Raw genomic sequence first — 9,958 nt, forward strand, 5'->3', positions numbered from 1 at the left:
GGCCGTGCCGTTGGTAATCACGCCCACCAGGTTGCCGCGCGCGGTGTAGCGGTAGACGTTGGCCGGGTCGGCCACGATTTCTTCACAGGCAGAGGCAACGCCCGGCGAGTACGCCAACGCCAGATCGCGTTGGTTGACGAGCGGCTTGGACGCCACCACTGAAATCTTTCCCGGGGTGGGAAACTCGTGATAGTCCAATGCTGCCTGGCGGTCGGAGGGCGAATTCATGCGGCGGTAGCCTCGTGTGGCGAAATAAAAGGGTGACGTGAATATGGGAAAAATTCTAGGCGCGCAGACATAAGGTGTTGATTCGGATTTAATATCGTCCCATTACCTTTACCTTATGACGTGTCTATGACGGCCTTTGACCCAGATGCGGTAATCCGGAAACTGACCTCGCGGCTGAAGATGCGCCACCTGATGCTGCTGTTACAGATCGAGCAGCACGGATCGCTGACCCGCGTGGCCGAACACATGGCCACCAGCCAGCCCGCCGTGACCAACGCGCTGGCTGAACTGGAAAGCATGTTCGACGTGCCGCTGTTCGACCGCTCGGTGCGCGGCATGACGCCCACGCCGCTGGGCGCCGTGGTGCTGGCGCGGGCGCGTGGGCTGGTTCACGACCTGGGCCATCTGGTGCAGGAAATGGAGGCGGTGGCGGCGGGCCATGCCGCCCATCTGCACATCGGCGTCATTCCGTTTGTGTCGGGCCAGATGCTGTCGGCGGCCATTGGCCGCACCTTGCCGCAAGGCCGGCGCATTACCGCAACCATCCACGAAGGCCAGGGCCCCGCGCTGCTGCGCCAGCTGCGCGACCACACGCTGGATGTGGTGGTGGGCTGGGCCACGCCGTCGGTCGACCTGAGCAATATCGATTTTGAAGTGCTGTACCACCAGCAGCCCCGCCTGATCGCCAGCCGGCGCCTGGCGGCGCGGCTGGGGCGGTCGCGGCTGGAATGGGAGCGGCTGGCCGATCTGGACTGGATTCTGGGCACGCCGGGCAGCCCCATCCGGGACCAGGTGGCGGAGATTTTCCTGCGTGCGGGGGTGGCGCCGCCACCGCCATCGGTGCAAAGCGATTCGTCCAAGCTGATCGGCGAAATGATTGTGGCCAGCGACCGCGCCGTGTCGATCCTGCCGGCCGATATCGCCGACGAATTGGTGCGGATTGCGGGCGCGGCCATCGTGCCGTATTCGTTTGACTGGACGCTGCCGCCGATCTCGCTGTTCACGCGGGCCGATGGCCTGCGGCGCAACGTGGACGCGCTGTTCGCGTCAAAGCTGCGCGAGGTCTATACCAAGGGCGCGCGGCCGGGGAATTGACGGAAGGCCTTGAAGCGGGCGTTTGTCGACAAAATTGTCAACCAATGCAAACGTTGGCCCGTGCGTGGCCACCCCGATCCTATACTTGCGGCGCCAAGATTCATGCAGGAGGCCGCCGCTTGTTCCCCACCCCGCCCTCACACGCGCCGCGCCGCGCGTTTGCCCTTGCCTTGATTGGCCTTGCCGCATCCGCCGCGCTGTCCGGCTGCAATTCGATGCTTAACGAAGGCACCGGCGCGGCCGCCGGTATCGCGGGCACGGCCATTGCCAACAAAGTTACCGACAACGCCACCGTGGCCACCGGCATCGGCCTGGGCGTACAGGCCGGTGCGAAAGCGGCCCTGGCCTACGCGCAGCGCAAGACGCGCGGCGAAGAGCAAGACGCCATCGCCACAGCGGCCGGCGCGCTGGACGTAGGCGGCGTGGGCCCGTGGCGCGTCAAGCACCAGATCCCCATCGAAAGCGACGCGCAGGGGCAGGTTGCCGTCAGCCGCTTGATCGGCGGCGTCGGGCTGCAATGCAAGGAAGTGGTGTTTTCTATCGACACGCCAGCCGATAAGCCTGCCGATAAATCCCCCGACCAATCCGCCAACAAGGCCGCCAACAAGACCACCCACAAGCCCACCAACCAGGCCGAGGACGAACTCGCGCGCGAGTTCTACGTCACCACCATCTGCCGCGACGGCGCGCAGTGGCGCTGGGCCAGCGCCGAGCCGGCCACGGCGCGTTGGGGGTCGTTGCAGTGATCTCGCGTGTTTGTGTGTTGGCGCTGATGGCCGGCGCCCTGTTGTCCGGCTGCCAGAGCTCGTCAATCGGCGGGGCCACGGGCGCCGTGGTCGGCACCGTCAGCGGCGCGGCCACGGCCAACCCGGTTGCGGGCTACGCCATCGGCGTGACCGTGCAGGCCGCCGTGGACGCCACGGTGAAATACGTGCTGCGCGAATGGAAGAACGATCAACAGAACGTGATGGCCAACGCGGCGGGCGACCTGCCGATCGGCCAGATCCGCCACTGGCAGATCCGGCATGCGCTGCCCGTGGGTAACGAGAACGGCGGCATCCAGGTGGTGCGCGATATCGACACGCCGCTGACCCGCTGCCGCGAAGTGCTGTTCACGGTCGAGCAGGAAGACGCGCCCGCCCCCGCCTACACCAGCCTGATCTGCCGCCAGCAAAACGGCCAGTGGAAATGGGCGGCGGCCGAGCCGTCGGTGGCGCGCTGGAACGGCTTGCAATAGGCTTGATCGCGTCGGGATCGGCAAGCGATACTGGGCCACCGCCACGCGCCCAGCCCCACCCTATCCGTCCATGCCTTCCGGTCAATTCCAGATGCAGCGCAGCGTGCTTGCCGGCGTGCAGGCCGTTGCCGCGCGCAGCCGCCATGCGTTCGCGCGGCATACGCATGATCAGTTCGGTATCGGCGTGATGCGCCAGGGCGCGCAGGTGTCCCACAGCGGCCGGGGCGAGGTCACGGCCGGCCCGGGCCACGTCATTACCGTCAACCCCGGCGAAGTGCACGACGGCGCGCCCATCGGAGACACGCCGCGCGCCTGGCAGATGCTGTACCTGGACCCGGACGTGGTGATGGACGCCGCCGGCCAGCTTGCCGAAGCCGGCGGCTTGGCCGCCGCGTACGAATTCGTCTACCCGGCACGCGACCAGCCCCACCTTGCCCGCGACGTGTTGCGCTTGTACGCGCACGCCATCGGCAGCCCTGCCCCGCTGGCTAGCGACGCGTTATTGCTGCGCATCCTGATGCAGGCGCACGGCGAGCGCGCACCCGAGTTGACGCCGGATGCGCGCGCGGGTGTTCCCGCTTGCATCCGCCATGCGCGGGACCTGATCGACGACACCCCCGCCGCCGTGCTGTCGTTGGCCGACCTTGCCGCCGCCAGCGGACTCAGCCGCTATCAAGCGCTGCGCGCCTTCACGCGCGCCACCGGCATGACGCCGCACGCCTATCAGATACAACGTCGGCTGCTGTTGGCGCGGCAGCTGATCCGGCGCGGCATGCCGCTGGCCGACGTCGCCGCCGCCAGCGGCTTTGCCGATCAAAGCCACATGACGCGGCTGTTCACGCGCGCCTACGGCGTGTCGCCCGGCCACTACGCATCAGCGGCCCGCGCCGCCTGAGGCGGCAGTGGCGTTTCATTCCATGGAATTGGACTCAAGGGCGGGCACTGTCGCGCGATGTGGTGGCGCAATCCTCCTCACGGCGGACCACTGCTGCCCGATGCGGCAATGCACGCTCGTTCAAGGCAGACCTCTGCCGCCGATACCGCCCTCCTACTGACCCAGCCCTGCAATTTCATTCAAGACCGCGTGCGCGCGTCGGCCCATGCTGCGGCTTTCTTCAGCAAGGACGGGGCAATGAACGCAAGGGACAGGTTCCAAGGCTATGGCTTTCTGGCGGCGGCCATGGTGCTGGTGGGCAGCACGGTGGTGGCCAGCAAGATCATCGGCGCCGGCATGCCGCTTTTTACCGCCACCGCCTTGCGCTTTGCCCTGGCGCTGCCGTGCTTTGCGGTGTTGATGGCCGCCACCGGCGCCCGCGTGCCGCGCCTGGGCCGACGCGACTGGATGCTGCTGGCGGCACAAGCCATTGCCGGCAGCGTGGGCTACACGACATTGCTGATCGCCGGCTTGCAGCGCGCGTCGGCGGTGGACGGCGGCGTCATCCTGGGCACGCTGCCGCTGGTGTCCGCGGGCATCGCGATGCTGCTGCTGGGCGAGCGGCCGGGCAAGGCGACATTGGGCGCGATTGCCGTGGCCGCTGCGGGCGTCGCGCTGATGGCGCGGGGCGGTGGTGACGCGGACACGCCCGCGTCATGGACCGGCAACGCCCTGATTCTGGGCGCGGTCGTGTGCGAAGGGCTGTTCATCCTGCTGAACAAACGCTTGCACGTGCCCGTGCCGCCGCTGGCGCTGTCGACGGTGATGGCCGGGTTTGGACTGGCGTTTTCGGCGCTGGCCAGCGTGACCGAAGCCCCGTGGTCGCTCACCTTTTCAAGCGGCGCGATGATGGCCGTGGGCTACTACGCGCTGGTGCCCACGGTGGGCGGCTTCCTGCTTTGGTATGCGGGCGCGGCGCGCGTGCGCGGCGCGGAAGCGGCGTTGTTCACCGCGTTGGCGCCGACGTGCGCCGTGTTGCTGGCGGCAACGGTACTGGGCGAAACGGTGACGGCGGCGCAAGCGTTGGGCATGGGCTGTGTGCTGGCCGGCGTGCTGTGGCAGGCGGTGGCCGCGCGCGCTAGCCCCGGCTGAAGGCCAGGGCGAAGTCCTCGGAAAAAATATCCGCCAAGGCATGCCGCAATGCGGCCGCGCGTTCGGTGCCGTAGGCCGCTTCAAAACGGCGCTGCGCATCCTTCCACAAGCGTTTGGATTCCGCCAGCTTGGCACGGCCCGCGTCGGTCAGCGCCACCCGGCGGCTGCGGCCATCGCGTTCGTCGCGCGAGGTTTCTACATAGCCGTCGCGCTCCAGCGGTTTCAGGTTGTGCGCCAGCGCGGACCGGTCCAGCACCAGCGCGCGCGCCAGGTCGGTCATGGACGGGGTGCCGGCACGGGCGATGTGCACCAGGATGGAATGCTGCGACACCTTCAAACCGCAAGGCGCCAGCACCGTGTCATACAGCTGCGAGACGCGCCGGGTCGCCTTGCGCAAGGCGACCCGGCGCGTCTCGCAGCTGTATGACACGGTGCTGGCGCCTTGCGGTTTGAAGGTGTCGCAGCATTCCATCCTGGTGCACATCGCCCGTGCCGGCACCCCGTCCATGACCGACCTGGCGCGCGCGCTGGTGCTGGACCGGTCCGCGCTGGCGCACAACCTGAAACCGCTGGAGCGCGACGGCTATGTAGAAACCTCGCGCGACGAACGCGATGGCCGCAGCCGCCGGGTGGCGCTGACCGACGCGGGCCGTGCCAAGCTGGCGGAATCCAAACGCTTGTGGAAGGATGCGCAGCGCCGTTTTGAAGCGGCCTACGGCACCGAACGCGCGGCCGCATTGCGGCATGCCTTGGCGGATATTTTTTCCGAGGACTTCGCCCTGGCCTTCAGCCGGGGCTAGCGCGCGCGGCCACCGCCTGCCACAGCACGCCGGCCAGCACACAGCCCATGCCCAACGCTTGCGCCGCCGTCACCGTTTCGCCCAGTACCGTTGCCGCCAGCAACACGGCGCACGTCGGCGCCAACGCGGTGAACAACGCCGCTTCCGCGCCGCGCACGCGCGCCGCGCCCGCATACCAAAGCAGGAAGCCGCCCACCGTGGGCACCAGCGCGTAGTAGCCCACGGCCATCATCGCGCCGCTTGAAAAGGTGAGCGACCACGGGGCTTCGGTCACGCTGGCCAGCGCCGAAAACGCCAGTCCAAACCCGGCCATCACCGTCGACAGCGCCAGCGGCGGCACGGGCACGTGCAAGCGTTTGTTCAGCAGGATGAACAGCCCTTCGCACACGACCGCGCCCAGAATCAGGGCGTTGCCGGTCCATGACGCGGGCGTGTCCGCGTCACCACCGCCCCGCGCCATCAGCGCGACGCCCGCAGCGGCCACGGCAATCGCGCCCAATGTCGCCTTGCCCGGCCGCTCGCCCAGCAGCAGCATCGCGATGCCCGCGGACACCAGCGGCAGCGTGCCCAGGATGACGCCGCCGTCCACCGCCGACGCGCGCTGCAAGCCGGCGATCAGCAATGTCGTGTAGCCCACGCTGCCGGCAATGGCTTGTGCCGCCAGCAGCATCCAGTCGCGTCGGCCCAGGCGCGGCACGCGGGCGCCGGTGGCGGCCATCAACACCGCAAAGCACGGCAGCGCCAGGGCAAAGCGCAAGGCGGTGGCGGTAAAAAGCGGCATGCCGGCGCCGATGATCTTGCTGGCCACCACCGTGCTGCCCACCAGCACCATGGCCGCCGCCAGAAAGCCATAGCCTTGGAACCTGTCCCTTGCGTTCATTGCCCCGTCCTTGCTGAAGAAAGCCGCAGCATGGGCCGACGCGCGCACGCGGTCTTGAATGAAATTGCAGGGCTGGGTCAGTAGGAGGGCGGTATCGGCGGCAGAGGTCTGCCTTGAACGAGCGTGCATTGCCGCATCGGGCAGCAGTGGTCCGCCGTGAGGAGGATTGCGCCACCACATCGCGCGACAGTGCCCGCCCTTGAGTCCAATTCCATGGAATGAAACGCCACTGCCGCCTCAGGCGGCGCGGGCCGCTGATGCGTAGTGGCCGGGCGACACGCCGTAGGCGCGCGTGAACAGCCGCGTCATGTGGCTTTGATCGGCAAAGCCGCTGGCGGCGGCGACGTCGGCCAGCGGCATGCCGCGCCGGATCAGCTGCCGCGCCAACAGCAGCCGACGTTGTATCTGATAGGCGTGCGGCGTCATGCCGGTGGCGCGCGTGAAGGCGCGCAGCGCTTGATAGCGGCTGAGTCCGCTGGCGGCGGCAAGGTCGGCCAACGACAGCACGGCGGCGGGGGTGTCGTCGATCAGGTCCCGCGCATGGCGGATGCAAGCGGGAACACCCGCGCGCGCATCCGGCGTCAACTCGGGTGCGCGCTCGCCGTGCGCCTGCATCAGGATGCGCAGCAATAACGCGTCGCTAGCCAGCGGGGCAGGGCTGCCGATGGCGTGCGCGTACAAGCGCAACACGTCGCGGGCAAGGTGGGGCTGGTCGCGTGCCGGGTAGACGAATTCGTACGCGGCGGCCAAGCCGCCGGCTTCGGCAAGCTGGCCGGCGGCGTCCATCACCACGTCCGGGTCCAGGTACAGCATCTGCCAGGCGCGCGGCGTGTCTCCGATGGGCGCGCCGTCGTGCACTTCGCCGGGGTTGACGGTAATGACGTGGCCCGGGCCGGCCGTGACCTCGCCCCGGCCGCTGTGGGACACCTGCGCGCCCTGGCGCATCACGCCGATACCGAACTGATCATGCGTATGCCGCGCGAACGCATGGCGGCTGCGCGCGGCAACGGCCTGCACGCCGGCAAGCACGCTGCGCTGCATCTGGAATTGACCGGAAGGCATGGACGGATAGGGTGGGGCTGGGCGCGTGGCGGTGGCCCAGTATCGCTTGCCGATCCCGACGCGATCAAGCCTATTGCAAGCCGTTCCAGCGCGCCACCGACGGCTCGGCCGCCGCCCATTTCCACTGGCCGTTTTGCTGGCGGCAGATCAGGCTGGTGTAGGCGGGGGCGGGCGCGTCTTCCTGCTCGACCGTGAACAGCACTTCGCGGCAGCGGGTCAGCGGCGTGTCGATATCGCGCACCACCTGGATGCCGCCGTTCTCGTTACCCACGGGCAGCGCATGCCGGATCTGCCAGTGGCGGATCTGGCCGATCGGCAGGTCGCCCGCCGCGTTGGCCATCACGTTCTGTTGATCGTTCTTCCATTCGCGCAGCACGTATTTCACCGTGGCGTCCACGGCGGCCTGCACGGTCACGCCGATGGCGTAGCCCGCAACCGGGTTGGCCGTGGCCGCGCCGCTGACGGTGCCGACCACGGCGCCCGTGGCCCCGCCGATTGACGAGCTCTGGCAGCCGGACAACAGGGCGCCGGCCATCAGCGCCAACACACAAACACGCGAGATCACTGCAACGACCCCCAACGCGCCGTGGCCGGCTCGGCGCTGGCCCAGCGCCACTGCGCGCCGTCGCGGCAGATGGTGGTGACGTAGAACTCGCGCGCGAGTTCGTCCTCGGCCTGGTTGGTGGGCTTGTGGGTGGTCTTGTTGGCGGCCTTGTTGGCGGATTGGTCGGGGGATTTATCGGCAGGCTTATCGGCTGGCGTGTCGATAGAAAACACCACTTCCTTGCATTGCAGCCCGACGCCGCCGATCAAGCGGCTGACGGCAACCTGCCCCTGCGCGTCGCTTTCGATGGGGATCTGGTGCTTGACGCGCCACGGGCCCACGCCGCCTACGTCCAGCGCGCCGGCCGCTGTGGCGATGGCGTCTTGCTCTTCGCCGCGCGTCTTGCGCTGCGCGTAGGCCAGGGCCGCTTTCGCACCGGCCTGTACGCCCAGGCCGATGCCGGTGGCCACGGTGGCGTTGTCGGTAACTTTGTTGGCAATGGCCGTGCCCGCGATACCGGCGGCCGCGCCGGTGCCTTCGTTAAGCATCGAATTGCAGCCGGACAGCGCGGCGGATGCGGCAAGGCCAATCAAGGCAAGGGCAAACGCGCGGCGCGGCGCGTGTGAGGGCGGGGTGGGGAACAAGCGGCGGCCTCCTGCATGAATCTTGGCGCCGCAAGTATAGGATCGGGGTGGCCACGCACGGGCCAACGTTTGCATTGGTTGACAATTTTGTCGACAAACGCCCGCTTCAAGGCCTTCCGTCAATTCCCCGGCCGCGCGCCCTTGGTATAGACCTCGCGCAGCTTTGACGCGAACAGCGCGTCCACGTTGCGCCGCAGGCCATCGGCCCGCGTGAACAGCGAGATCGGCGGCAGCGTCCAGTCAAACGAATACGGCACGATGGCCGCGCCCGCAATCCGCACCAATTCGTCGGCGATATCGGCCGGCAGGATCGACACGGCGCGGTCGCTGGCCACAATCATTTCGCCGATCAGCTTGGACGAATCGCTTTGCACCGATGGCGGTGGCGGCGCCACCCCCGCACGCAGGAAAATCTCCGCCACCTGGTCCCGGATGGGGCTGCCCGGCGTGCCCAGAATCCAGTCCAGATCGGCCAGCCGCTCCCATTCCAGCCGCGACCGCCCCAGCCGCGCCGCCAGGCGCCGGCTGGCGATCAGGCGGGGCTGCTGGTGGTACAGCACTTCAAAATCGATATTGCTCAGGTCGACCGACGGCGTGGCCCAGCCCACCACCACATCCAGCGTGTGGTCGCGCAGCTGGCGCAGCAGCGCGGGGCCCTGGCCTTCGTGGATGGTTGCGGTAATGCGCCGGCCTTGCGGCAAGGTGCGGCCAATGGCCGCCGACAGCATCTGGCCCGACACAAACGGAATGACGCCGATGTGCAGATGGGCGGCATGGCCCGCCGCCACCGCCTCCATTTCCTGCACCAGATGGCCCAGGTCGTGAACCAGCCCACGCGCCCGCGCCAGCACCACGGCGCCCAGCGGCGTGGGCGTCATGCCGCGCACCGAGCGGTCGAACAGCGGCACGTCGAACATGCTTTCCAGTTCAGCCAGCGCGTTGGTCACGGCGGGCTGGCTGGTGGCCATGTGTTCGGCCACGCGGGTCAGCGATCCGTGCTGCTCGATCTGTAACAGCAGCATCAGGTGGCGCATCTTCAGCCGCGAGGTCAGTTTCCGGATTACCGCATCTGGGTCAAAGGCCGTCATAGACACGTCATAAGGTAAAGGTAATGGGACGATATTAAATCCGAATCAACACCTTATGTCTGCGCGCCTAGAATTTTTCCCATATTCACGTCACCCTTTTATTTCGCCACACGAGGCTACCGCCGCATGAATTCGCCCTCCGACCGCCAGGCAGCATTGGACTATCACGAGTTTCCCACCCCGGGAAAGATTTCAGTGGTGGCGTCCAAGCCGCTCGTCAACCAACGCGATCTGGCGTTGGCGTACTCGCCGGGCGTTGCCTCTGCCTGTGAAGAAATCGTGGCCGACCCGGCCAACGTCTACCGCTACACCGCGCGCGGCAACCTGGTGGGCGTGATTACCAACGGCACGGCC

At 67.8% G+C, this 9,958-nt stretch carries 12 protein-coding genes and 2 pseudogenes; 7 read left to right on the forward strand and 7 right to left on the reverse strand.

Annotated features, from left to right (window positions below):
• A pseudogene (locus tag YH64_RS29740) lies at positions 1–228 on the reverse strand (hypothetical protein); the annotation flags it as partial.
• Between the two features lie 126 nt (positions 229–354).
• On the opposite strand from YH64_RS29740, the gene YH64_RS29735 reads away from it, so the two are divergent.
• The 5 genes from YH64_RS29735 (at position 355) to YH64_RS29715 (ending at position 4,586) form a co-directional block, all read left to right on the forward strand.
• Positions 355–1,323, forward strand: coding sequence for a LysR substrate-binding domain-containing protein (locus YH64_RS29735; RefSeq protein WP_046805149.1), 969 nt, complete (start codon positions 355–357; stop codon positions 1,321–1,323).
• Between the two features lie 119 nt (positions 1,324–1,442).
• Positions 1,443–2,069 (forward strand): hypothetical protein, encoded by a 627-nt coding sequence (locus YH64_RS29730; protein ID WP_046805150.1) that lies wholly within the window; start codon positions 1,443–1,445, stop codon positions 2,067–2,069.
• Positions 2,066–2,560, forward strand: coding sequence for a hypothetical protein (locus YH64_RS29725; RefSeq protein ID WP_255444887.1), 495 nt, complete (start codon positions 2,066–2,068; stop codon positions 2,558–2,560). The genes YH64_RS29730 and YH64_RS29725 overlap by 4 nt, the downstream gene beginning before the upstream one ends.
• A gap of 70 nt (positions 2,561–2,630) precedes the next feature.
• Positions 2,631–3,455, forward strand: a complete 825-nt coding sequence (locus YH64_RS29720) for an AraC family transcriptional regulator (protein ID WP_046805151.1) — start codon at positions 2,631–2,633, stop codon at positions 3,453–3,455.
• A 237-nt stretch (positions 3,456–3,692) separates the two neighbouring features.
• Complete coding sequence (locus YH64_RS29715) at positions 3,693–4,586, forward strand: DMT family transporter (RefSeq protein ID WP_046805152.1); 894 nt, start codon at positions 3,693–3,695, stop codon at positions 4,584–4,586.
• On the opposite strand, the gene YH64_RS29710 is transcribed toward YH64_RS29715, so the two are convergent.
• Complete coding sequence (locus tag YH64_RS29710; protein WP_370512788.1) at positions 4,573–4,983, reverse strand: MarR family winged helix-turn-helix transcriptional regulator; 411 nt, start codon at positions 4,981–4,983, stop codon at positions 4,573–4,575. The genes YH64_RS29715 and YH64_RS29710 overlap by 14 nt on opposite strands.
• Between YH64_RS29710 and YH64_RS29705 the strand changes: the two genes are divergently transcribed.
• On the forward strand, positions 4,976–5,386 hold the full coding sequence (locus tag YH64_RS29705) for a MarR family winged helix-turn-helix transcriptional regulator (RefSeq protein ID WP_370512788.1): 411 nt from the start codon (positions 4,976–4,978) through the stop codon (positions 5,384–5,386). The genes YH64_RS29710 and YH64_RS29705 overlap by 8 nt on opposite strands.
• Here YH64_RS29705 and YH64_RS29700 read toward each other — a convergent pair.
• From YH64_RS29700 to YH64_RS29680, 5 genes are all read right to left on the reverse strand, one after another.
• Positions 5,373–6,266, reverse strand: a complete 894-nt coding sequence (locus tag YH64_RS29700; protein WP_046805152.1) for a DMT family transporter — start codon at positions 6,264–6,266, stop codon at positions 5,373–5,375. The genes YH64_RS29705 and YH64_RS29700 overlap by 14 nt on opposite strands.
• A 237-nt stretch (positions 6,267–6,503) precedes the next feature.
• Entirely contained in the window at positions 6,504–7,328 is an 825-nt protein-coding gene (locus YH64_RS29695) for an AraC family transcriptional regulator (protein WP_046805151.1), read from the reverse strand.
• Between the two features lie 70 nt (positions 7,329–7,398).
• Entirely contained in the window at positions 7,399–7,893 is a 495-nt protein-coding gene (locus tag YH64_RS29690; RefSeq protein ID WP_255444887.1) for a hypothetical protein, read from the reverse strand.
• Positions 7,890–8,516, reverse strand: coding sequence for a hypothetical protein (locus tag YH64_RS29685; protein ID WP_046805150.1), 627 nt, complete (start codon positions 8,514–8,516; stop codon positions 7,890–7,892). The genes YH64_RS29690 and YH64_RS29685 overlap by 4 nt, the downstream gene beginning before the upstream one ends.
• Positions 8,517–8,635: 119 nt before the next feature.
• Positions 8,636–9,604 (reverse strand): LysR substrate-binding domain-containing protein, encoded by a 969-nt coding sequence (locus YH64_RS29680; RefSeq protein WP_046805149.1) that lies wholly within the window; start codon positions 9,602–9,604, stop codon positions 8,636–8,638.
• Positions 9,605–9,730: 126 nt separating this feature from the next.
• Between YH64_RS29680 and YH64_RS29675 the strand changes: the two are divergent.
• Positions 9,731–9,958, forward strand: a pseudogene (locus tag YH64_RS29675) (hypothetical protein); the annotation flags it as partial.

The organism is Achromobacter sp. LC458, assembly GCF_001005835.2.
GTDB lineage: Bacteria > Pseudomonadota > Gammaproteobacteria > Burkholderiales > Burkholderiaceae_B > Achromobacter > Achromobacter spanius_B.